This is a genomic window from Stenotrophomonas sp. PUT21 (genome assembly GCF_052232875.1).
GTDB lineage: Bacteria > Pseudomonadota > Gammaproteobacteria > Xanthomonadales > Xanthomonadaceae > Stenotrophomonas > Stenotrophomonas maltophilia_N.
The window spans coordinates 1,030,753-1,053,131 of the sequence record NZ_CP197645.1 but is presented as its reverse complement, the minus strand read 5'-3'; the positions used below and the strand labels follow the sequence as shown (position 1 = coordinate 1,053,131).

The 22,379-nt window shown below is 68.0% G+C and carries 19 protein-coding genes; 10 read left to right on the top strand and 9 right to left on the bottom strand.

Translation table 11 applies throughout. From position 1 onward, the window contains the following. Positions 1–31 precede the first annotated feature (31 nt). Positions 32–493, top strand: coding sequence for a bacteriohemerythrin (locus tag ACTT2I_RS04890; protein ID WP_019185865.1), 462 nt, complete (start codon positions 32–34; stop codon positions 491–493). Here the strand turns inward: ACTT2I_RS04890 and ACTT2I_RS04885 are convergent, their stop codons facing one another. Then, entirely contained in the window at positions 494–1,771 is a 1,278-nt protein-coding gene (locus ACTT2I_RS04885; protein ID WP_421099676.1) for an MFS transporter, read from the bottom strand. Between the two features lie 173 nt (positions 1,772–1,944). Here ACTT2I_RS04885 and ACTT2I_RS04880 point away from each other — a divergent pair, with 173 nt between their 5' ends. After that, entirely contained in the window at positions 1,945–2,574 is a 630-nt protein-coding gene (locus ACTT2I_RS04880) for a hypothetical protein (protein WP_421099677.1), read from the top strand. Positions 2,575–2,580: 6 nt separating this feature from the next. Here ACTT2I_RS04880 and ACTT2I_RS04875 read toward each other — a convergent pair whose 3' ends face one another. Beyond that, positions 2,581–4,083, bottom strand: coding sequence for an aldehyde dehydrogenase (locus ACTT2I_RS04875; protein ID WP_421099678.1), 1,503 nt, complete (start codon positions 4,081–4,083; stop codon positions 2,581–2,583). A 114-nt stretch (positions 4,084–4,197) separates the two neighbouring features. Here ACTT2I_RS04875 and ACTT2I_RS04870 point away from each other — a divergent pair, with 114 nt between their 5' ends. The 3 genes from ACTT2I_RS04870 to ACTT2I_RS04860 all read left to right on the top strand — a co-directional run bounded on the left by ACTT2I_RS04870 (position 4,198) and on the right by ACTT2I_RS04860 (position 7,865). Next, positions 4,198–5,550, top strand: coding sequence for an aspartate aminotransferase family protein (locus ACTT2I_RS04870; RefSeq protein WP_421099679.1), 1,353 nt, complete (start codon positions 4,198–4,200; stop codon positions 5,548–5,550). A 79-nt stretch (positions 5,551–5,629) separates the two neighbouring features. Continuing rightward, positions 5,630–6,520: a plasmid replication/partition related protein gene (locus ACTT2I_RS04865; protein ID WP_421099680.1), complete on the top strand. Its 891-nt coding sequence runs from the start codon at positions 5,630–5,632 to the stop codon at positions 6,518–6,520. A 52-nt stretch (positions 6,521–6,572) separates the two neighbouring features. Beyond that, complete coding sequence (locus ACTT2I_RS04860; protein ID WP_421099681.1) at positions 6,573–7,865, top strand: DUF445 domain-containing protein; 1,293 nt, start codon at positions 6,573–6,575, stop codon at positions 7,863–7,865. Positions 7,866–7,928: 63 nt separating this feature from the next. On the opposite strand, the gene ACTT2I_RS04855 is transcribed toward ACTT2I_RS04860, so the two are convergent. After that, positions 7,929–9,224, bottom strand: coding sequence for an aminotransferase class V-fold PLP-dependent enzyme (locus ACTT2I_RS04855; protein WP_088433046.1), 1,296 nt, complete (start codon positions 9,222–9,224; stop codon positions 7,929–7,931). After that, entirely contained in the window at positions 9,224–11,611 is a 2,388-nt protein-coding gene (locus ACTT2I_RS04850) for a TonB-dependent receptor plug domain-containing protein (protein ID WP_421099682.1), read from the bottom strand. The genes ACTT2I_RS04855 and ACTT2I_RS04850 overlap by 1 nt, the downstream gene beginning before the upstream one ends. A gap of 368 nt (positions 11,612–11,979) precedes the next feature. Between ACTT2I_RS04850 and ACTT2I_RS04845 the strand changes: the two genes are divergently transcribed. The 4 genes from ACTT2I_RS04845 (at position 11,980) to ACTT2I_RS04830 (ending at position 16,599) form a co-directional block, all read left to right on the top strand. Further along, positions 11,980–14,211, top strand: coding sequence for a TonB-dependent siderophore receptor (locus ACTT2I_RS04845; protein WP_421099683.1), 2,232 nt, complete (start codon positions 11,980–11,982; stop codon positions 14,209–14,211). An 83-nt stretch (positions 14,212–14,294) separates the two neighbouring features. Next, positions 14,295–14,654, top strand: a complete 360-nt coding sequence (locus ACTT2I_RS04840) for a DUF3649 domain-containing protein (RefSeq protein ID WP_253247664.1) — start codon at positions 14,295–14,297, stop codon at positions 14,652–14,654. Continuing rightward, positions 14,651–16,267: a PepSY-associated TM helix domain-containing protein gene (locus ACTT2I_RS04835; RefSeq protein ID WP_293980322.1), complete on the top strand. Its 1,617-nt coding sequence runs from the start codon at positions 14,651–14,653 to the stop codon at positions 16,265–16,267. Before ACTT2I_RS04840 ends, ACTT2I_RS04835 begins: the two co-directional genes overlap by 4 nt. Then, positions 16,264–16,599: a DUF3325 domain-containing protein gene (locus tag ACTT2I_RS04830; protein ID WP_088433050.1), complete on the top strand. Its 336-nt coding sequence runs from the start codon at positions 16,264–16,266 to the stop codon at positions 16,597–16,599. Before ACTT2I_RS04835 ends, ACTT2I_RS04830 begins: the two co-directional genes overlap by 4 nt. Before the next feature lie 34 nt (positions 16,600–16,633). On the opposite strand, the gene ACTT2I_RS04825 is transcribed toward ACTT2I_RS04830, so the two are convergent. The 3 genes from ACTT2I_RS04825 to ACTT2I_RS04815 form a co-directional block, all read right to left on the bottom strand. Beyond that, a complete protein-coding gene (locus tag ACTT2I_RS04825; protein WP_421099684.1) occupies positions 16,634–17,170 on the bottom strand; it encodes a GNAT family N-acetyltransferase in 537 nt (178 codons plus the stop codon). Positions 17,171–17,185: 15 nt separating this feature from the next. Beyond that, entirely contained in the window at positions 17,186–19,330 is a 2,145-nt protein-coding gene (gene rlmKL / locus ACTT2I_RS04820) for a bifunctional 23S rRNA (guanine(2069)-N(7))-methyltransferase RlmK/23S rRNA (guanine(2445)-N(2))-methyltransferase RlmL (RefSeq protein ID WP_421099685.1), read from the bottom strand. Between the two features lie 107 nt (positions 19,331–19,437). Next, positions 19,438–19,965: a hypothetical protein gene (locus ACTT2I_RS04815; RefSeq protein WP_421099686.1), complete on the bottom strand. Its 528-nt coding sequence runs from the start codon at positions 19,963–19,965 to the stop codon at positions 19,438–19,440. A 57-nt stretch (positions 19,966–20,022) separates the two neighbouring features. On the opposite strand from ACTT2I_RS04815, the gene ACTT2I_RS04810 reads away from it, so the two are divergent. After that, positions 20,023–20,592, top strand: coding sequence for an N-acetylmuramoyl-L-alanine amidase (locus ACTT2I_RS04810; protein WP_088433051.1), 570 nt, complete (start codon positions 20,023–20,025; stop codon positions 20,590–20,592). Positions 20,593–20,608: 16 nt separating this feature from the next. Here ACTT2I_RS04810 and ACTT2I_RS04805 read toward each other — a convergent pair whose 3' ends face one another. Both ACTT2I_RS04805 and ACTT2I_RS04800 read right to left on the bottom strand, forming a co-directional pair. Beyond that, a complete protein-coding gene (locus ACTT2I_RS04805; RefSeq protein WP_421099687.1) occupies positions 20,609–21,499 on the bottom strand; it encodes a sulfurtransferase in 891 nt (296 codons plus the stop codon). Beyond that, positions 21,496–22,299, bottom strand: coding sequence for a CoA pyrophosphatase (locus tag ACTT2I_RS04800; protein ID WP_421099688.1), 804 nt, complete (start codon positions 22,297–22,299; stop codon positions 21,496–21,498). The genes ACTT2I_RS04805 and ACTT2I_RS04800 overlap by 4 nt, the downstream gene beginning before the upstream one ends. Positions 22,300–22,379 lie beyond the last annotated feature (80 nt).

Genomic DNA, 22,379 nt, shown 5'->3' with positions numbered 1-22,379 from the left:
GCCCCCAGTTGAACAGCGCGGGGAACGCACCATGGCACTTCTGGTCTGGCAGGACGATCTGAACATCGGTATCGATGTCATCGATCACCAGCACATGCGCATCGTGGAGATGCTCAACCACCTGCACGTCGCCCAGAAGAGCCTGGAGCGCCTGGCCGTGGCCGAGGTGATCGACGAGCTGGTGGATTACACGATGTCCCATTTCGCCTTCGAAGAAGAGCTGATGGAGGAAGCCGGATACCCGTTCTGCTCGGCGCACAAGCGCGTGCATGAAATCTTCGGCAAGCGCGTGGGCGAGTACCGGCTGCGTTTCCAGGCCGGCGAGGACATCACCGAGGAGCTGCGCACGATGCTCTCGCGCTGGCTGTTCAATCACATCCGGGGCGACGACAAGGCCTATGCGCCTCAGGTCAAGCAGCATCTCAACCAGTTCGCGCGCGAGCACCAGCAGGGAAGCTGGCTGGGCCGCACGCTCAAGCGCTTCTTCCGCTGATCAGCGCCCGCGCCGGCCCATCGCCAGCAGGGCCACGATGGTGATCAGCGCCGTGACGCACAGGTAGTAACCCACCGCGACCAGCCCGTACCGCTCGGCCAGCCAGGTGGCCACGTACGGCGCCGGGGCCGCACCGAGAATGCCGGCCAGGTTGAACGACAACGAGGCGCCGGTGTAGCGCACCTGCACCGGGTAGATCTCGGCCAGGAAGGTGCCGCAGGGGCCGTAGGTCAGGCCCATCAGGAACAGCCCCAGCGCCAGGAAGCCCAGCACCAGCCACGGGCTGCCGGCCTGGAACAGCGGCGCGAACACCACGCCGAAGGCAAGGATCAGGCCGCTGGCCACAATCATGGTGCGGCGCGTGCCCCAGCGGTCGCCATACAGCGCGGAAATGGGAATGCCGGCGGCGAAGAACAGGATGCCGACCATCTGCAGCAGCAGGAACTGCTCACGCGAATAGCCCAGCACGGTGGTGCCATGGCCGAGCGTGAACACCGTCATCAGGTAGAACAGCACGAAGGTGGCAAATGCCCCCAGGGTGCCCAGCACCAGGGTCAGCGGATGGTCGCGCAGCACCGACCACATCGGCAGTTTGACCCGCTCGTTGCGGTCCAGTGCGGCCTGGAACTGTGGGGTCTCGTGGATGTTCAGGCGCACCCACAGGCCGATGCCCACCAACAGCGAACTGGCCAGGAACGGCACGCGCCAGCCCCACTGCAGGAAGTCGGCCTCGCTCATGGCGCGGCCCAGCAGCAGGAAGATGCCGGCCGAAAGCAGGAAGCCCAGTGGGGCCCCCAGCTGCGGGAACATGCCGTACCAGGCGCGTTTGCCGGGCGGTGCATTCTCGGTGGCCAGCAGCACCGCCCCGCCCCACTCCCCGCCCAGCCCCAGGCCCTGGCCGAAGCGGCACAGCGCCAGCAGCGCCGGCGCCACCAGCCCGATGCTGGCATGCGTGGGCAGCAGACCAATGGCCACCGTGGAGATACCCATCGTCAGCAGCGCCGCGACCAGCGTCGCCTTGCGCCCGATGCGGTCACCGTAGTGGCCGAACACCGCCGAGCCGACGGGCCGGGCGATGAAGGCGACCGCGAAGGTCGCCAGCGACTGCAGCATCGCCGCGCCATCGCTGCTCTCCGGGAAGAACAGGTGCGGGAACACCAGCACCGCCGCGGTGGCGTAGATGTAGAAATCGAAAAACTCGATGGTGGTGCCGATCAGGCTCGCCAGCAGAATGCGGCGGGGAGAATTCACGACAGGGGCGACAACAGGTGTGGACATCGGGCACGCAGAAAAGGGCAGCTGCCGGATTCTGCCACGGCCTTCCCGCGCCTGCCGCGATGGTTGCAGACGAGACTGTCAGCCTGTGACCCGGTACACGACGCGCGTGTCGGGCAGGAACTTCCTCCCGGCCGCGGGGTCTGATCGCCGTCAACCCGCCAGGATGGTTCCGGATGTCAGGCTCAAGGAAGAGTACCGCCCGCTCGCGCTGGACCCAGCCGACCGCCATCGCCGTGGTGATCGCCGTGCATGGGCTGATGCTGGGGGTGCTGCTGCGTTCACCCGCCCCGGGCACTACCGGCGAGGAGGCACGTCTGCAGGTGTATTGGCTGCCGCGCCCGTTGCCGGCCCCGGTTCCTCCCCCCTCGAGTGCGCCGACGCCGCCGGCACTGCCGGTCTCCGGCTCGCGGCGCCGGCCTGCGCCCCTCGTGGTGGTGCCGGTCGCCACGGCGGACGCCGCACCTGATCGCCCGGACGTGAGCACCCCGCTCGACCTGAGCGTGCCATCGTCGTTGATCGGCAGCGGCATTGAAGCTGGCTCGCTGGCACCACGCATCCTGGGCGCCCGCGACGTGCACGCGGCCTTCCAGCCCAAACCAAAGCGCTTCCGCATGAAGGCCGGCATGACCCCGGAGCAGATCGTGCAGGGCATCTTTCAGTTGATCGGCGCCTGGCCACCGGGCTACATGGTGGACCAGTGCCGCCTGACGCGGCAGCAGATCGACTACCTGCGCAACGCCGTGGATGAGATGGATCGCGACCTGCTGCGGGAGTCCCTGATCCGCCACAGCCAGGACTGCTGAACGTCGTCAGCCGCCCAGGTGGATCCAGGTCGCCTTGAGTTCGGTGTACTTGTCGAAGGCATGCAGGGATTTATCGCGGCCGATGCCGGACTGCTTGTAGCCACCGAACGGGGCGGTCATGTCGCCGCCGTCCCACTGGTTGACCCACACACTGCCGGCACGCAGCCCCCGTGCCACCCGGTGCGCGCGGCCCAGGTCGCGTGTCCAGACGCCCGCGGCCAGCCCGTAGATCGAATCATTGGCCATGCGCAGCGCGTCCGCTTCGTGATCGAAGGTCAGCACCGACAGCACCGGCCCGAAGATTTCCTCGCGGGCGATCGTGTGCTGCGGATCGACCTCATCGAACACGGTCGGCTCGACATAGCTGCCACCCGGCACCACCGCCAACCGCTTGCCACCCAGCAGCAGCCGCGCGCCATCGGCCTCGCCGCGTGCCACGTAGTCCAGCACGCGCCCGGCGTGCGCCTCGTCGACCAGCGCGCCCATCGCCGCGTCCGGCTCGAACGGGTGCTGCGGCTGCATGTGGCGCCCATGCGCCAGGACCCGGGCGACGAAGGCATCCTTGATTGAACGCTGGACCAGCAGGCGCGAGCCCGCGGTGCAGACCTCGCCCTGGTTGTAGAAGATCGCCGTGGCGGCCGCCTGCGCGGCCTTGTCCAGATCCGGCGCATCGGCGAACACGAGGTTCGGGCTCTTGCCACCGCACTCGAGCCACGTGCGCTTGAGATTCGATCTGCCCGCGCATTGCAGCAGGCGGCGACCCACTGCGGTGGACCCGGTGAACGCCAACGCGTCCACCTCCATGTGCAGCGCCAACGGTTCGCCAGTGCGCTCGCCATGACCGGGAAGCACATTGAACACGCCGTCCGGCACACCGGCTTCGGCCCCCAGGGCAGCCAGCCGGATCGCGCTCAGCGGTGAGCGCTCGGAGGGTTTGAGCACCACGGAATTGCCTGCTGCCAGGGCCGGGGCGATTTTCCACGATGCCATCAGCAGCGGGAAATTCCACGGCACGATCACCGCCACCACACCCACCGGCTCGCGGGTGATCAGGCCCAGCGTGTCGAGCGCGGTGGGGGCGACCTCGCCGTACACCTTGTCCACTGCTTCTGCGGTCCAGCGCAGGCAACGCAACACACCCGCCAGATCGCCTTCGCGCGCATCGCGCACCGGCTTGCCCATGTCCAGGGTTTCCAGCAACGCGAGTTCATCGGCGTGCTGCTCGACCAGATCGGCCAACCGCAACAGCACCTGCTTGCGATGTGACGGCGCGGCCCGTGACCAGTCGCCCGCATCGAAACTGCGCCGCGCCGCTGTGACCGCGCGGTCGACATCGGTCGTGTCGGCGTCGGCCACCTGCACCAGCACGCGGCCATCGATCGGGCTGATGCACTCGTAGCGCGCGCCACTGGCTGCATCTACGTAGCGGCCATCAATAAAGGCCTGCCCCTGAAAGGTCAGGGCATCGGCCTGGCGTTGCCAGTCGTCACGGGTACGTGCGGCAGTCATCGGCGGCGTCCTCGTTCACTGATCCGGGTAAGGCGGTTATACCCGCGGCCGTCACGGGATGACGTGATGCAGGTGCGATAAAGTCGTGACCATCGCGACCCTGCGGAGTGCCTCATGCCTCGTCCCGACTCGTCGTTGTCCACCCTGGCCCGACAGGCCCCGGCAGCGCTGGACGCGTACTGGATGCCGTTCACCGCCAACCGCCAGTTCAAGGCCTCGCCGCGCCTGCTGGTGCGTGCCGAGGGCATGTACTACCACGACGTCGACGACCGCCCGATCCTGGATGGCGCGGCCGGTCTATGGTGCTGCAATGCGGGCCACGCGCGGCCGCGGATCGTGCAGGCGATCCAGCAGCAGGCGGCCACACTGGATTTCGCGCCACCGTTCCAGATGGGCACGCCGTTGCCCTTCGTGCTGGCCGAGCGCTTGGCTGCACTGGCGCCGGCCAGCTTGAACCATGCGTTCTTCACCAACTCCGGCTCCGAGGCCGTCGATACCGCGATGAAGATCGTGCTGGCCTACCATCGCCTGCGTGGCGAGGGGCACCGCACCCGCTTCATCGGCCGCGAGAAGGCCTATCACGGCGTCGGCTTCGGCGGCATGTCGATCGGTGGCCTGCCCAACAACCGCAAGACGTTCGGGCCGTTGTTACCCGGCAGCGATTTCCTGCGCCATACGCTCGATCTGGAGCGCAATGCCTTCAGCCCTGGCCTGCCACGCCACGGTGCCGAACTGGCCGAGGATCTGGAACGGTTGATCGCGCTGCACGATGCCTCGACCATCGCGGCGGTGTTCGTCGAGCCGATCGCCGGCTCCGCCGGGGTAATACTGCCCGCGCCAGGCTATCTGCAGCGCCTGCGCGAGATCTGCGACCAGCACGGCATCGTGCTGGTGTTCGACGAGGTGATCACTGGCTTCGGCCGGGTCGGCAACGCCTTCGCCGCGCAGCGCTTCGGGGTCACCCCGGACCTGCTGACCCTGGCCAAGGGCCTGACCAACGGCGCGGTGCCGATGGGCGCGGTGCTCGTCAGCGATGCGATCCACGGCGCCTTCATGCAGGGCCCGGCGGCCGCCATCGAGTTCTTCCATGGCTACACCTATTCGGGCCACCCGCTCGCCTGCGCGGCAGCCCTGGCCGCCCTGGACACCTACGCCGAGGAGCATCTGTTCGAGCGCGCCCTCGAGCTGGGCGACTACTGGCAGGAACGACTGCACAGCCTGCGCGGGCTGCCGCATGTGGTCGACATCCGTAATTTCGGGCTGATCGGTGCGGTCGAGCTGATGCCACGCAAGGACGCCCCCGGCGCGCGTGGCTACGAGGTGTTCGAGCGCTGCTTCCGCGATGGCCAGTTGCTGGTGCGCTGCACCGGCGATGTGATGGCACTGTCGCCCCCGCTGATCCTGGAGCGCAGCCACATCGACCGGATCGTGGACGTGCTGGGCGAGATGATCCGCGCCACCGGCTGAGCCTGAATCCGCCGGCGACGACGGCGGCCGCCGCGATCCTTACAATGGTCGGTCACGTTTCGCTCGCGTACCGGATTGCATGGACATTGTCGTCAAAGAAGAACTCAAGGCCTACATCGACCCGCTGACCCCGGACGAGCACGACGCCCTGGAGCGCAGCATCCTCGCCGAAGGCTGCCGCGACGCACTGGTGCTGTGGGGCGAGGTGCTGGTGGACGGCCACAACCGCTACGGCATCTGCCAGAAGCATGGCCTGCCGTTCCAGACGATCCAGAACACCCGCTTCCAGTCGATGGACGATGTCCACCTGTGGATGATCGAACAGCACCTGGGCCGCCGCAGCGTCTCCGATTTCCAGCGTGGCGTGCTGGCGCTGCGCAAGCGCGACATCCTGGCCGAGCGCCACCGCGCCGATCAGGCCCAGCTGCAGAAGGAAAGCGACGGCGAGATCAGTGGGCCGGCCGATGCCGCTGACGAAGACAGCCCGCCGTGGGCGGCCGCGCCGAAGGTCAGCCGCGCGGACATGGCCCGCGAAGCACGCCTGAGCAGCAGCCAGGTGACGATGATCGAGCGCATCCACAAGCAGGCCGCGCCGGAGCTGGTGGAAGCGGTCAAGACCGGGGTGATCTCGATCAGCGCCGCGGCAGCCGTGGCCGACCTGCCGGAAGACGAACAGCGCGCCGCCGCCGCGGCCGGCAAGGACGAGCTCAAGCAGGCCGCCAAGCGCGTGCGCGAGTCCAAGCGCAAGCCGCGCAAGCCGGCCCAGGAGGTGCTGCACAGTGCCGATGGCGACGCCGAGGTCGACCCCAGCCGCGCCGCCGAGATCGCCGATGCGCTCAACGCGCTGGGCGAAGGCCCGGCCGAGCTGCGCCAGCGCATCATCGCCCTGACCCTGGAGAACGACACCCTGCGCCAGCAGCTGGCCGCGCTGCGCAGGCAGGTGCAGGACAGCGGGATGGCCGACGCCTGATCACCGGCCCGGCACGACCTCGCAATCATCCGGCGGCCGTTAGACTGCCGGCATGACGCCCCTCTCCCCTCCCGACCCGCGCCGCGCCCAGCTGCGCCGGCTCAAACTGATCGCCCTGGCCATGCTGGTGGCGATGCTGGCCGGCTTCGCGGTCAGCCACTGGCACGGCGAACGCGGCATCTGGGCCTGGGTCTCGGCCTTCTGCGAAGCCGCTGCCGTCGGCGCGCTGGCCGACTGGTTCGCGGTCGTCGCGCTGTTCCGGCGGCCACTGGGCCTGCCGATCCCGCACACCGCGATCATCCCGCGCAGCAAGGACCGCATTGCCGACAGCCTGGCGCTGTTCGTGCGCGACCAGTTCCTGGAGCCGCAGGCGCTGCTGGCGAGGCTGCAGGTGTTCGATCCGGCCAGCCGCCTGGGCAGCTGGCTGGCCGAGCCGGCGCGGGCCCGCATGCTGGCCGACATGGCGCGCGGCTGGGCCCTGCAGGCGCTCGACTTCCTCGACGAGGCGGCGGTTCGGCGCAGCATCCAGAGCTTTGTGATCCAGCAGTTGCGGCAGTGGAACGCGGCCGCCACCGCGGGCGAACTGCTGGGCCTGCTCACGGCCGACAACCGCCACCAGCGCGTGCTGGATGAGGGCCTCACCCGCATCAGCGAATGGCTGGGCAACGAGAAGGTCAAGGACCGCGCCTCCACCCTGATCGTGAGTTACATCCAGCGTGAGTGGCCCAAGCTGGCCAGCACGGTCAACTGGGTCAAGCCCATCGACGAGATCGGTGACACCCTTGCCGAGCGCCTGGCGCACGCGGTGCTGGAAGAACTGCAGCAGATCTTGGCCCAGCCCGAACATCCGCTGCGACGCGATTACGAAACCTGGCTGAGCGACTACATCCAGCGGCTGCGCGAGGACCCGGCCCTGGCCGAGAAGGTCGAGCAGCTCAAACAGCAGGTGATCGACCACCCCGCCGTGCAGGAGTACGTGCAGGGCCTGTGGGCGCGGATCCATGCCAGCCTGCGTGCCGACCTGGCCAGCGAGGAGTCTGCGCTGGCCGGCCATCTGCGCCGCAGTCTGGCTTCGGTGGGTGAGGCGCTGCAGGCCGACCCGTCGCTGCGCGAGGCGCTCAACCAACACCTGATGGACGGCGCCGAACGCCTGACCACGCGCCTGCGCAGCGGCGTGACCGAGCACATCGCGCAGACCGTCAAAAGCTGGGACGAACGCCATCTGGTGGAACAGCTGGAACTGAGTGTCGGCCGCGACCTGCAGTTCATCCGTTTCAACGGCACCCTGGTGGGCGGCCTGATCGGCGTGATCCTGCACGCGCTGACGGTCTGGTTCCACTGGTAACGCGCTGACCGTTGGCACCGAGCGGCGACGCTGGCGGGGGCACCGCCAGCGTCGTCGAGTCATTCAGCCCGCGACCGCCCGCACCGCCGCGACCAAGGCGTCCATCTGCGCCGGCGTGCTGAAGATCCCCGGCGTCACCCGCAGGCAGGCGCCGGAGGCGAGCCCTTCGCGTGGCACCACGAACACCCCCGACTGCTTCACCATCCGCTGCGAGGTGGCGGTGTTGTCGCGCATCGTAGTCTGCCCGCGCAGCCGGAACGAGGTGATCGCACTGGACAGCCGCGGGTCGTCCGACCCCAGCAACTGGATGCGCGCATCATCCCGCAATGCGTCCATCCATTGACTGCGCAGGCGCAGCAGGCGCGCACGCTTGTTGGCGACACCGATGCGCTCGTGCAGGTCCAGCGCGACCGGCAGCGCCATGTAGGCTGCGAAGTTGACCGTGCCGGTGTGCACGCGCGTGCGGATGTCGTCGTGGTCCTGCTCGCCCATGTACGGATCCAGATCGCGCACCCGGCCGCGGCGGACATACACCGCCCCGACGCCGACCGGTGCACCGATCCACTTGTGCAGGTTGATGCCGATGAAATCCACGCCCAGCGCGCGCAGCGGCGTGTCCACCTGGCCGATGCCATGCGCGGCGTCGAGCACCACCTCCACACCGGCCGCCCGCGCCAGCGCGGCGATCTCGGCCACCGGCAGCAGCATGCCGTTGCGGTGGTTGACGTGGGTCAATAGCAGCAGCCGCACGCGCGGGTTGGCGGCCAGCGCGCGGCGGTAGGTCTCCACGATGCTGTCGTGGTCGAACGGCTCGGGCAGCGTGATCGCCACCGGCTGCACCCCGCGCCGCGTCTGCAGCCACTGCATCGCGCTGATCATGCTGTCGTAGTCGGTGTCGGCGTACATCACCGCATCGCCCGGCGACAGACCGCGGTAGCTGCCGATCAGCACCTGCATCGCCTCGGTGGCGCCACGCGTGAGCACGATCTCGTCGGTCTCCACGCCCAGCACCTGTGCCAGGCGCACGCGGGCCTGTTCGAACAGCGGTGGAAACGCCAGCCGCCCGAACCAGGCATTGCCGGCATTCACCGTGGCGGTGGCCTGCTGGTAGGCCTGCATCACCGGGCGCGCCATTGCGCCCCAATAGCCGTTGTCCAGCATCACGACCTCGTCGGTGAGGTCGTACAGCGCACGGACCTGGGCCCACCAGCCTTCATCACCGGCAAGCTCGGCCGGCGTGCGCGTGCCCACCGCCGGCAGCGTCATCGGCTCAGTGCCCATGGCGGTCGCACCGGACAGCGCCGTGGCGACCGGCAGGGCCAGCGCGCCACGCAGCAGATGTCGTCGTTGCCGGTCCATCAGTAGCGGATCCGGTATTCGGCGTAGAGGTTGCGGCCGTCGGTGTCATACGGCGCGTTCCGCGAGTAGATCAGGCCGCGGCTGGCCTGGAAGCTGGCCTCGTCCGGGTAGCGGTTGAACAGGTTGTCCGCGCCGATCCGCAGCGTCTGCTGCTCGGTGACGTTCCAGCTTACCGCCAGATCGACGAAGCTCATCGCCCCGAAACGCTGGAAGATGTCGCCCGTGGCATTGCCCGAAGAGTCTGTCCATGCCCCGTAGTATCGCAGCTTGCCGAGCACGCTGAAGCGGCCCCACGCATAGGTACTGCTGAGCGTGGCCTTCTGCCGCGGCAGGCGCTCTTCGAAGATGCGGCGCTGGCTTTCATTGGTGGCCACGCCGGTGGCGCCACTGTCCACCTGGGTCTGGTTGTAGTTGTAGCCCAGCGTGGTGCTCAACCGGCCCGCGCCGAGCGCGGTGGTGTGGCTGGCGACCACGTCGACACCGCGCGTGGTGGTGTCGAAATCGTTGGTGTAGAAACTCACCGAGGTGTACGCCAGCGGGTTGGGCACGCCGGCCGGCACCGCGAACGAGGCCGACTGGCTGAAGCGATCGGTGACCTTGATGTCGTACAGGTCCACCGAGCCGGAGAAGCCCAGCTCGTTCTTCCAGGTCAGCCCGAGCGAGGCGGTGCGCGATTGCTCCGGCTTGAGCGGCTTGGCCCCCAGCTGGATCGCCAGCGGATCGCTGGGCGACAGGCGGCCGGTGGTGAACACCTGCAAGGTCACGGTATCCAGGCCCTGCTGGGTGCTCTGCGTGTAGAGCTGGCCCGGCGTGGGCGCACGGAAGCCGGTGGAAAGCGAACCGCGCACGGCCAGGTCCGGCGTGAACTCGAAGCGGCTGGAGAGCTTGCCGTCCACGCTTTCACCGAAGGCGGAGAAGTGCTCGTAACGGGTCGCCGCGCCGACGGTCCAGCGTGCGGTCAACGGCGCTTCGACATCGATGTACGCCGCGCGGCTGCGCTGGCTCCAGCGGCCGGCATTGGCCGCGCTGAAACCCGGCGCACCGTTGGCGCCCCCGGCCAGGCCGGTCACCGCACCCGGGCCGATCGCATAGGACGCCGGGTCACCGGCATCCACGCCGTAGGTTTCCTCGCGCGTCTCCGCGCCGAAGGCGATGTTGATCGGCGCGGCCAGCGCGCTGACCGGCAGCGAGTAGACGATATCCGCGTTGAGGTTCTTTTCCTCCTGCGAGAGCCGGCCGAGGTAAAAGGCGGTGGGGCTGTCCGGGCCAAGCGAGGCATTGATCGAGTTGCCCAGCGTGTAGTCGATGCGGTTGCGCCCGTAGGAGCCGCTCACATCCCAGCGCCAGCGCTCGCCCCAGTAACCACGCAGACCGAGCACGCCCTGCAGATCGTCCTGCTCGTTGCCGTATTTCGGGCTGAAGCCGGTCGGGTACAGGCTGCGTGCGTCCCAGCCGGGGAACACGCGGCTGCGGTTGTAGACCGAGGCGGTGCCATCGGGGTTGCGCCAGTTGAAATCGCTGACACCCTCGCTGTGGCCGTACAGACCGAAGCCGTAGAGGTCGACGCTGTCGTTCAAGGCCAGGTTGAGGTTGAAGCCGAAATGGCGGTTTTCCAGGTCCGGCTGTCCCCAGCGCTGCACCGGGTCGGGCACCACCAGATCGGGGTGGGCGTTCTGGAAGGCGATCGCATCGGCGCGCTGCCGGCTGCGCGAGGTGGCATCGGATTTGTCCCAGTCGGCGAACAGCGACAGGCTGCCCTTGTCGCCCAGCGCAAAGCCGTGGCGGCCCCCGATCTTGCGGCCCAGGCCATCGCCCTCGCTGTACTCGGAGACCCCCAGCGACAGCTCTCCGCCGACGCGGTCGTCCAGGATGATGTTGATGACGCCAGCGATCGCGTCCGAGCCGTACTGCGCGGACGCGCCATCGCGCAGCACCTCGATGCGCTGGATCGCATGTACTGGAATCTGGGCCAGATCCGGGCCCTGCGCACCGCGCGCGCCCAGCAGCGCCGAGCGGTGGAAGCGGCGGCCATTGACCAGCACCAGGGTCTGGTCCGGCGAGAGGCCGCGCAGCGTGGCCGGCCGCACGAAGACTAGGCCGTCGTTCATCGGCATGCGCTGGACCACGAACGACGGCACCAGCTGCGCCAGGACATCGTTGAGGTCGGAGGATTCGATCGCCTGGATCTCTTCCTGCGAGAACACGTCCACCGGGGCCAGCGTGTCGAACTGCGTGCGGTTGCTGCCGCGCGTACCGGTGACGATCATCGTGTCCAGGGTGGCGGGGGCCGCGGCATTCCCTGCCGGGGCGGCCTCGGCGCGCGCATCGGCGGCCAGGGCGAAAGTAAGGACGGACGATACCGCTACAGCAAGCACACAACGATTCACTGACGACTCCGCGAACGAACAGGTGGGGGTGGGCGTGACGGTGTGTCACGACATCCTCACAGTCTGTTGACGCGATATTGCCCCGCAGTGACACGCAGACGACCGTCGCTGCCACACGCCACACATACGCCAGCGCATGGATTTTCCCCAGCGCTCCACGCCACCGTGACGCTTGTCTAACGAAATGATAATGACTATCATTCACTGATCGACTGTACGCCCAGCCAATCCGCGCCCGGATGCATGACGGCTTCCCCGCGCAACGCCCCGTGTACACCTCCTGATCCGCTTGCCCTGCCTGCCCTGCTGCCTTCGGCAGCGCCGCTGTGCCTGGCGCGCTGACGTTCTCCCACACTGGAAGTGTTGCCATGCCCTGCTCGTCTGCTTCACCGTTGTCCCGGCCCTCGTTGTTGGCGATCGCCCTCGTTGCTGCCCTCGCCGGACCGGCGCTGCCGGCATTCGCCGAGGCCGAACCTGGCGATGCGACCACGCTGGACACGGTCAAGGTGACCGCCGATGGCGAGATCCCGAACGCCTATACGGTCAAGCAGGCCAGCACCGCCACCAAGTTGAGCCTGTCGCTGCGCCATACCCCCCAGTCGGTCACCGTGCTGACCCGCCAGCGCCTGGACGACATGGGCCTGTACGCGCTGTCCGATGTGATGGGCCAGGTTACCGGCGTGCATGTGTCGGTCACCGATTCAGAGCGCATCAACTACATCTCGCGTGGCTACAGCATCACCAATTTCCAGATCGACGGGATGCTCAACACGTTTGGTGGCTCGCTCAAGACCAACACCGACAGCGCGATCTACGAACGCATCGAAGTGGTCCGCGGCGCGACCGGCCTGACCACCGGCGCCGGTGATCCGTCGGGCACCATCAACATGGTCCGCAAGCGCCCGACCCAGGAGATGGCGATGAGCGCCGGGCTGACCCTGGGCCGCTGGGGCAACCAGCGCCTGGAGGCGGACATCGGCGGCCCGGTCGCGCTGGAGGGCCGCGTGCGTGCGCGCTTCGTCGCCGCCAAGCAGCAGAGCGATTCCTTCCGCGATGTGTACCGTCTGGACAAGGACGTGTTCTACGGCATCGTGCAGGCCGACCTGACCGACAGCACCCTGTTCGAAGTCGGCTATGACTACCAGTCGCCGGAAACCAAGGGCGTGACCTGGGGCGTGGTGCCGTACTGGGGTCCGGACGGCAAGCCGGCCAACCTGCCGCGCTCGACCAACCTCTCGGCACGCTGGAGCAGCTGGCCGATCGTGGAGAAGACTACCTTCGTGCGCCTGGAGCAGCAGCTCGGCAACGGCTGGTCGCTGAAGGCCAGCGCGACCCAGGCCAAGCGCAACACCGATGGCGACGTCTGGTATGGCGCCCAGGGCTATCCGGCGCCGGATGGCACCGGTGTGCGCGCCTACCTCTCGCATTTCGCCGAACGCAGCGAAATGACCGTGTTCGATCTCAACGCCAGTGGCCCGTTCCAGCTGTTCGGCCGTGAGCATGAACTGGTGTTCGGCGTCGGCCAGTCCGTTCGCAAGGGCGAATCGCCGGCTTCGGAGTTCACGCAGCCGCCGGGCTACGACGTCGTACCGGACTGGCGCACCTGGACCGGGGATGTCGCCCCGTTGCCGCTCACCCGGCATGACTGGCTGGCCTCGGAGAACGAGCTGACGCAGAAGGCCGCCTACGTGGCCGCCCGCCTGCAGCTGGCCGATCCGTTGCTGGCCGTGCTCGGCGCGCGCTATGGGAGCTGGGAAACCCGCAGCTGGCGCTACACCCACGATGCGGCCGGCAACCGCACCGGTACCACCCGTGGCGGCTACAAGCCGGACGATTCGCTGACCCCTTATTTCGGCCTGGTCTACGATTTCAGCAGGCAGTTCAGCGCCTACGCCAGCTACACCGACATCTTCCAGCCGCAGGACTACCGCGACAGGAACAACGACTACCTGGAGCCGGTGGTCGGCGACATGTGGGAGGCCGGCCTGAAGGGTGAATTCTTCGGCGGGCGCCTGAATACCTCCGCCGCGGTGTTCAAGGGCGAGAAGGACAATGTGGCCGAGCTCGACGATTCGGTACCGGCCGCCTCGCTGCCCGATGGCAGCAGCGCCTACCGTTCCACCGGCAAGGGCAACAAGGTCAAGGGCTGGGAACTGGAAGCCCAAGGCAGCCTGACCGAGAACTGGAACCTCTCGGCCGGTTTCGCGCACACCACCATCCGCAACCAGGCCGGCGTGGCGCAGAACACCGCCAACCCGGTGGACACGTTCCGCCTCAACACCAGCTGGCGCCCGAGCGGTGAATGGAACCGCCTGTCGCTGGGCGGCGGGGTGACCTGGCAGAGCCGGATCTACCGCACCAGCACCAAGCCGCGCGCGGATTACGCGACCAGCGGCCGTACCGAATCGGCGTTCATCACCCAGGACGCGTTCTACCTGGTGAATGTGTTCGCCGGCTACCGCTTCAACGACAACTTCTCCGCGCAGCTCAACGTCAACAACCTGCTCGACAAGAAGTATTTCAGCAACGTCGGTTTCTACAACGGCGTGTACTGGGGCGAACCGCGCAACGTGATGTTGAACCTGCGCTGGAAGCTCTGACACCGGCTCCAAGGGACCACTGCGACGCGCAGTGAACACGGCCACGGATGGCCACTATTCTTCATCACCGGCTGCGGCCGGTGATGCCCGTTTCCCCGATCGATCAGCAGGTTTCCGTGGACAGCACGCCGCACGCCAGCGCCAGGTTCAACCGTCTTGGTTCCTTCTTCACCCGCCCTTGGCTGGGTGTCTTGTCACGTTCGCTCGCTGCGATGTTCGGCGGCTACGCGCTGGCTGCCACCTGCTCGATGTTCTTCGCGGTCGCGCTGCCGATCGCGCGCGGGCAAGCCGTGCTGACCGGCATGCTGGTGGCGATCGTGCTGTGCGCCTGCGCGGCCCTGTGGGCGTTCGCTACCCGCACCGCGCTGCGCGCCTGGGTGGGCATCCTGATTCCCACCCTGCTGTTCTGGGTGGGCACCCGCCTGCTGCAGGGGGCTGCATGAAGAACGGATTCCGCCAATCGATGGCGTGGCTGCACACCTGGACCGGCCTGCTGGTCGGTTGGCTGCTGCTGCTGATCTTCATGGCCGGCACCGCCAGCTATTACCGCGAAGAGATCAGCCGCTGGATGCGCCCGGAGCTGCCGCGCAGCAGCGTCACCGCCGATGTGGCCGCCGAGCGCGCCCTGACCTTCCTGCAGCACAAGGCGCCGCAGGCCGAGAGCTGGAACGTCACCCTGCCCGACCCGCGCAATCCGGCGATGCGCATGTTCTGGCGCAATCCCGAATCGATGGTCAAGCCGCCGGTGGAAGGCGAGCGCCGCCGGCGCGGCGGTGGTCGCTTCGGCGATGCCACCGTCGATCCGAACACGGGCGAGGAAATCGCCGCACGCGAAACCCGCGGTGGCGACTTCTTCTACCGCCTGCATTTCGACCTGCACTACATCCCGGTGTACTGGGCGCGTTATCTGGTCGGCTTCTGCGCGATGTTCATGCTGGTGGCGATCATCACCGGCGTGATCACGCACAAGAAGATCTTCAAGGACTTCTTCACCTTCCGCCCGGAGAAGGGCCTGCGTTCGTGGCTGGATTTCCATAACGTCAGCGCGGTGATGGCGCTGCCGTACCACGCGATGATCACCTATACCGGCATCGTCACCTTGATGTTCATGTACCTGCCCTGGGGCGTGAGCGTGGCCTACCCCAAGGATGAGGAGGCGTTCTTCAGCGAGGCCTTCGCGCGTCTGGCCGAGATCGAGACCCCCGCCGAAGGACGCGCCACACCGCTGCCGATCCAGCAGCTGCTGGACAGCGCCCGCGCCGAATGGAAGGGGGCGGATGTCGCCGGCTTCACCCTGTACCACCCGGGCGCAGCGAATGCGATCGTGGATATCACCCAGCGCGATGGGAAGCGCCTGTCGGTGGATACCCCGTCGCTGCGCTTCAACGCCGTCACCGGGCAATTGCTCGAGGCCAGTCCGGCCTCCGGTGGTGCGACCCAGACCCGCGGTGTGATGTACGGGCTGCACCTGGCGCGCTTCGCCGATTGGGGCCTGCGTGCGCTGTTCTTCCTGTCCGGCCTGATCGGCTGCCTGATGGTCGCCAGCGGCGTGGTGCTGTGGGCGGTCAAGGAGCGGCCCAAGCACGCCAAGTCCGGCAAGACCGGGTTCGGCCTGCGCCTGGTCGACGCGCTCAACATCGGTGCGGTGGCCGGCCTGCCGATCGCGTTCGCCACCTATTTCCTGGCCAATCGCCTGCTGCCGGTGCAGATGGCCGAGCGCTCCAACGCCGAGGTCAATGCGTTCTTCTATGCCTGGGCCGCCGCATTGCTGGCCGGTTTCATCTGGCCCAAGCGGATGATGTGGACCTGGCAGCTGTACCTGGGGGGCGTGCTGTTCGCCCTGATTCCGGTGGTCAACGCCTTCACCACGCAGGCGCATCTGGGCGTCACCCTGCGCACCGGTGACTGGGTGCTGGCCGGGTTCGATCTGACCATGCTCGCCTTCGGCGCGATGCTGGCCTACTGCGGCCATCGCATGCAGCGTTGGCAGCCACCGCTGAGCGCGGCTGAGAAGAAGCGCCGCCAGCAGGCCGCTGCTGCGGAGGCGACGGCATGATGCTGCTCGCGATCACACTGACCTTCTCCGCGTTCACGGCGCTGTCGCTGGCCATGGACAAGCACCAGCTGGACCTGCACGGCAAAGCCGGCGCCAGCGCATCGCGCATGCGGGTGTGGCGCTGGGTGGGTTGGACGTTGCTGACCGTCGCCTTCGCATTGTGCGTGCTCGATCACGGCTGGGCGATCGGCCCGGTGCTGTGGCTGGGCGCGCTGACGATCAGCGGGTTGCTGATCGCGTTCGGGCTGTATCCGTACCGCCCGCGCTGGATTGCGCCGCTGGCCTGGGTGTTGCCGGTAGTGGGGCTGGCGGTGGCGCTGGTCGCGCGCTGAGAAAGCAGGTGCGCAGCCGCATCGCGATCGCCGCTCAGGGCACCAGTGAGAACATGTGCGCGTCGGCAGGACGGCCGTCGATGACCAGTCGGTTGCGCGCCACGCCCTCGCGCAGGGCGCCGGACTTCACCGCGACCCGTTCGCTGGCGAGGTTGCCCACCGCCACGACGATCTCCACCCGTTGCAGCCCCAGCGGCCCGAACGCCTGGGCAGCCAGCGCCCGGACGACACGGGGCGCCACGCCCTGGCCGCGGCATGACTGCCGCACCCAGTAGCCCAGGTTGCAGAACCGCGGATCGCTCTGGATCCGGTTCAGTCCTGCGCCGCCGAGGAAGGCGGCCGTGTCCTGGTCGAAGATTCCGTACTCGCAGGCCGTGCCATCCACCCAGCCGTCCCGGCAGGCCTGGAACCACTGCAGTGCCTGCTCGACGCGGTAATCAACGGCGCTCCACGGCATCCAGCGCTGCATGCCCTCGGCCGATTCGCGCACCGCCGCCGCGAACGGGGCGGCGTCGGCATCCTCGAACGGCCGCAGCAGCAGTCCCTCGGCGTGGAGCGGGCTGGAGTCCATGTCAGCCTTCCTCCGTCAGGCGCCGTAGCGGCGCAGTTCCCACGCGCGGTGGATGCGCGGGTTGCGTTCGAAGTCCGCCCCGATGGTCTCGGGCGAAATCTCCTTGCACTCCGCGAATTCCTTGATCGCTTCATCGTCCAGCTTGAAGCGGCGGAAGTTGTTGGAGAAATACAGCACGCCTTCCGGGCTCAGGCGGGCCACGGCCGCGCGCAGCAGGCGCACGTGTTCGCGCTGGATGTCGAAATCATCGGCACGGGCGGAGTTGGAGAAGGTCGGCGGATCGCAGAAGATCACGTCGAAGCGGTGGCGCTCGGCCTCCAGCCACGCCAGTGCATCGGCCTGGATCAGCTGGTGCTGGCTGCCGCCCTTGCCGTTCAGGGCGAGGTTGTCGGCACACCACTGCAGGTACGTACCGGACAGATCCACGCTGGTGGTGGTCGCGGCACCGGCCACGGCGGCCTGTACCGAGGCGACGCCGGTGTAGCAGAACAGGTTGAGGAAACGCTTGCCCTGGGCTTCCTGCGCCATATGCCAGCGCAGCGGACGATGGTCCAGGAACAGGCCGGTGTCCAGATAATCGAACACGTTCACGCGCAGCAGGGCATCGTTCTCGCGCACCAGCACGAACTCGCCGCGCTGCTCGAACCGGCCGTACTTGCTGCCGCCCTTGCCACGCTCGCGCGACTTCAGCGCGACCTGCTCGGCCGGCACCTGGAAGACCTCGCGCGCGGCCGAGAGCAGCTCGTTGCGGCGGCGACGCACATCGACATCCGGAATCGTCGCCGGGGCGGCGTATTCCTGCACATGCAGGAAGGTGCGACGGGCACCGCCGTCTTCCTCGTAGACATCGATGGCGGCCGCGTACTCGGGCAGATCGGCATCGTAGACGCGGTAGCAGGTGATGCTCTCGCGCGTGCGCCACGTCTTGAATTTCTTGATGTTCTTGCGCAGGCGGTTGGCCACCATCTGCGCGCCTTCGCTGAGCTCGCGCGGCTGGCCGGCATTCTCGCGCTGCGGCACGGCGATCGGGTCGCAGACAATCAGCGCGCACTCGATGGCACCGTTGAACAGCTGGTACTTCTTGTTGGCGCGCAGGCCGGTGGCGAAGGCCAGATCCTCGCTGCCGCACAGCAGGCTGGCACGCCACTGCGGCACCGCGCGCTTGAGCGCGTCGCCGAGGCGGCGGTACAGCAGCGCATCGGCGGCCAGGCGCTCGTCGTAGGGCGGATTGCAGACCACGCAGCCGGTTTCCTGCAGTGGCACCTGCACATCGGCCACGTCGCGCACGCCGAACCAGATCGCGTGGGCGACACCGGCGGTTTCGGCATTTTCCTTGGCCGCGCGGATCGCATGCGGGTCGATATCGCTGCCGTGGATAACCTGCTTGAGCGCACTTCGGCCGGCTTCTTCGCGCGTACGCGCTTCGGCCATCAGGGTGTTCCAGCTGTCGCGGTCGAAGCCCAGCCAGCGGCTCGGCGGGATGCTGCCGTGGCGCTGCAGGCCCGGGGCGACGTCGGCGGCCATCAGCGCGCCCTCGATCAGCAGCGTGCCACTGCCGCACATCGGGTCGAGCAGGCCACCGCCTTCACTGTGGATCTTCGGCCAGTTGGCACGCAGCAGCACGGCCGCGGCCAGGTTTTCCTTCAGCGGCGCTTCGTTCTGCGCCATGCGCCAGCCACGGCGGTGCATCGGGCCACCGCCGAGATCGATCGAGATCGTGGCGCGGCCCTTGCGCAGCGACAGGTTGATGCGCACATCCGGGAACTCCACGTTCACCGACGGCCGCTCCAGGCCCTGCGCGCGCAGACTGTCGACCACGCCATCCTTGACCCGCTGCGCGGCAAAGCGCGCGTGCGTGATCTCGGTGCCGGACACATGCGCGTCCACCGACAGGGTCAGCTCGGGGCTGATGTGCTGCTCCCACGCCATCGCCGACACGCCCTGGTAGAGCGAGCCCTCGTCCGGGCACTCGAACTCGGCCAGCGGCCACAGCACCCGGCTGGCCAGGCGCGACCACAGCACCACGCGCTGCGCCTGCGCCAGCTCGCCCTCGGCGTTGACGCCGGAAATGGTGGCGGTGGCCTTGTCCAGGCCGAGCGCCAACAGTTCGTCGGCGAGCAGATACTCCAGGCCCTTGGCGCAGGAAACAAAGAATTTCACGGAATCGGTATCGCAGGTCAGCGGAGAGGGGGTGCCCACGGGCACGGCAAGCAGCCGGGCGCGAAGCCCGGGGGGCCATTGTACGTGACGTGGGCGGGATCGCCCGGTTACAGCGAGGCCAGCAGTTCCTCGAAGGCCCGGCCCGAGGCCTCGACGTGATCGGTCAGGCGGTGCCCGTCGTCCACCATCAGCAGGCGTGCCGAGCGCGCCTGCGCCCAGGCGATCACCTCGGCCGGGGGGATCAGCTCGTCATGCCAGGCATGCACCACGCTGGTCGGCACCCGCGCGGCGTCCAGCGCCGGCATCGGCCCCATCCGGGTCGGCGGCACCATCAGGAACAGCCCCCGCACGGGCACCTGCAGCGAGGCGATGGCCGAGATGTAGGAGCCTAGGCTGGAGCCGGCCAGGACCACCGGGCCCTGCGCCGCACGGGCGGTGGCCAGGGTGACCAGGCGCTGCAGGCGGGCGCGTACATCGCCCAGGCTGCTGACCTCGCGCTGGGCATCCAGGTCGGTGTAATCCGGGCGCTCGTGGGTCCAGCCCAGGCGTTCGGCCACCTCGGCCAGGGCGGTCACCTTGATGGCGTCCGGGCCGCTTTCAAAGCCATGGGAGAGGATGCAGTGGCCGCGGCTCATGCGCATACCGCGCGGGAATCGATGGGAGCGTTCATGCCCAAATGCTAGCATCGCCGCATGCCCGACCGCGCCCCGCCCGCCATCGATGCACAGCCCCTGCCCTACCAGGACAGGCTGCTGCCCCGCACGCACGACGATATCGATCTGGTGGTCATCCACTGCACCGAGCTGCCGGACCTGGCGATGGCCCGCGAGTACGGTGAGCGTGTGCTGTATGAGAGCGGCACCGGCAACAGCGGGCACTACTACATCGACCGCGACGGGCGCATCGTCCAGTACGTGCCACTGGACCGCATCGCGCATCAGGTCAGTGGCTTCAATCCGCGCTCGATCGGCATCGAGCTGGTCAACACCGGGCGCTACCCGCACTGGTGGGATTCCCGCCACCAGGCGATGGATGAGCCCTACCCCGATGCGCAGATCGCGGCGCTGATCGATCTGCTGCAGCACCTGTGCGCAACGCTGCCGGCACTGGCGCATATCGCCGGGCATGAGTGGCTGGATACGCGCGAGGAAGTGGCCAGCGACGATCCGGAGCGGCGGGTACCGCGCAAGCGCGATCCGGGCCCGCTGTTCCCGTGGCCGCGCGTGCTGGCGGCGGTGCCGTTGCAGGAATTGCGTGGGTGAGCGGGTGTGCCGATGATCAGCCGGTTGTGACCGGGCGTGACGGGTCGCTGACCCAGCCGCTCCACGAATCGGCATAGATCCGCGCGCCGTCCAGGCCGGCGGCTTCCATTGCCAGCAGCAGATGGCAGGCGGTCACGCCGGAGCCGCACATCAAGACGACCTCGTCCGGGGCATGCGTGCCGAGCAGCGGCTGCAGCGCCGCGCGCAGATCCTCCGCCGGGCGCAACCGCCCGTCATGCACATTCAACGCAAACGGACGGTTCACCGCGCCGGGCACATGGCCGGCCACCGGATCCAGTGGCTCCACTTCGCCACGGAAGCGTTCGCCGGCCCGCGCATCGATCAGCCAGCCCGGGGCGTGCTTGAGACGCGCCTGCACTTCCTCCACCGAGGCGATCTGGCGGCGGTCGAACTGCCCCGGATACGGCGGCAACGGGGTCACCTGCGGCAACGCGGCGGTGACCGGCAGACCGGCCGCCTGCCAGGCCGCGAAACCACCGTCGAGCACGCGCACCTGCGCATGCCCGATCAGCCGCAGCAGCCACCACAGCCGTGCGGCGGCCATGCTGCCGTCGCCGGCGTCGTAGACCACGACCGCGGTATCCGGCCCGATGCCCCACTCGCCCAGGCGTGCGGCGAACGCATCGCTGTCCGGCAGCGGGTGACGGCCATGGCCGGTGCGGCGCAGGTCGGACAGATCTCGGTTGAGATCGGCGTACAGCGCGCCGGGCAGATGACCCTGGGCATACAGCTGCGCACCGGAGTGCGGATCGGCCAACGAGAACCGCGCATCCACCACCCGCAGGGCGGGGGCGGCACTGGCGGTCGCCCGCGCATCCATGAGGCGCATCGCGCCCTCGCCCAGTGCTTGTGCGAGGGTGGCGACATCGATCAGCGGCGTGGTCATGTGGTCTGCTCCAGGCGGCGACGCAGGTTGTAGAGAATGGCGGCGGTCGCGCCCCAGATCCGCTGGCCCGGCCAGCCGTATTCGAGCACGTGGCGGATGCGGCCGCGGTGGTCGATCTCGACGTGGTGCAGGTTGGCCGGGTCCATCAGGTAAGACAGCGGCACTTCGAAGACTTCGGCAACCTCACCCGGTTCGGGTACGGCCACGAACGCGGGATCGATCACGGCCACCACCGGCATCACCCGATAACCGGTAATCGTCACGAACGGATCCAGATACCCGAGCACCTGCACCTGATCATGCTTCAGGGCGATTTCCTCGTCGCTCTCACGGATCGCGGCGGCCACCGCATCGCGGTCCTCCGGTTCCATGCGGCCACCGGGAAAACCGACCTGGCCACCGTGATGACGCAGCGTGTCGGTGCGCCGGGTCAGCAGCACCTGGGCGCCGCCTTCGCGCGGAATGATGCCGGCCAGCACGGCCGCTTCAACAGGCGGACCGGGCGGCAACAGATCGATCAGCTCGCTGCGGTTCCATCCATCGCCGGGCGGCGGCTGGTCCAGCGGATGCAGCGCGCGCAGCAGGCGCTCGTGTTCGGCCAGCGAACCGCGCAGCGATTGCCGCAGTTGTTCGCGCAGGGGCAGCGTGTGCTGCATGACGTGATGCTGTTCGGTTCGGCTCATGGTTCGCCAGCGGGTGATTTCATCCACGGTGCGCAGGCAGCCCGTGCAGACACCGGCGCGATCCAGCGCGCAGATTCCGATGCAGGGAGAGGGCACGGCATGCGGGGATTCTTCCATCGATTGCACCGGTCAACAGTAACGCGAATGCACGCAAACAAAAAACGCGCCGGTGTTGCCACCGGCGCGTTCTTGATGTT